This window comes from Pseudomonas sp. RA_35y_Pfl2_P32, from assembly GCF_963970735.1.
Lineage (GTDB): Bacteria > Pseudomonadota > Gammaproteobacteria > Pseudomonadales > Pseudomonadaceae > Aquipseudomonas.
Genome location: NZ_CAXAQF010000230.1, coordinates 1 through 506, shown reverse-complemented (window position 1 = coordinate 506; position 506 = coordinate 1). Strand labels below are relative to the sequence as shown.

Annotated in this window: 1 protein-coding gene; it reads left to right on the top strand. The window is 60.5% G+C overall.

The genetic code is table 11. The annotated features are described in order from the left end of the window. Nucleotides 1-140: 140 nt before the first annotated feature. A partial coding sequence (locus tag AACY45_RS28010; RefSeq protein WP_339548719.1) for a Spy/CpxP family protein refolding chaperone occupies nucleotides 141-506 on the top strand: 366 nt, incomplete at its 3' end.

The window sequence follows — 506 nt, the reverse complement described above, 5'->3', positions numbered from 1 at the left end:
GCCTTCCTGCCTCGCGTGGTCATCGGTGATGGCAAAGGCCATCAATTGCTCAAGGGCCAAATCGCCGTCGATAGACCTGCATCAGTTTCGGCGAAACCGCGCCCAACCGGGGGTTTCCCGGCTCATCGCATATCTATCACGTGGGCGCGACGGGATTTTACCTCGAATATGCCGACAAGCTCGGCCTTTCTACCCAGCATAGGACGAGCCTCAACGATATCAAGCAGCGTGCCCTCGTCGACCAGTCAAACCAGCAGCGGAAGATCGACGAAGCAGAGCAGGCCCTCTGGTTGCTGACGGCGGCAGACCAGCCGGATGCCACGCCGGTCGAGGCCAAGATCCGTGAGATCGAGAAGTTGAAGGCGGATCAAAGACTGGACTTCATTCGCGCCGCGGGCGAGGCCGCTAAAGTCCTGACCGATGATCAGCGCAAGATGGTGCTGGGGATGGTGCCGATGCCTGGTTCGGCGGCCGCACCTGCGTCGGTGCCGAAGCCGATGAATATG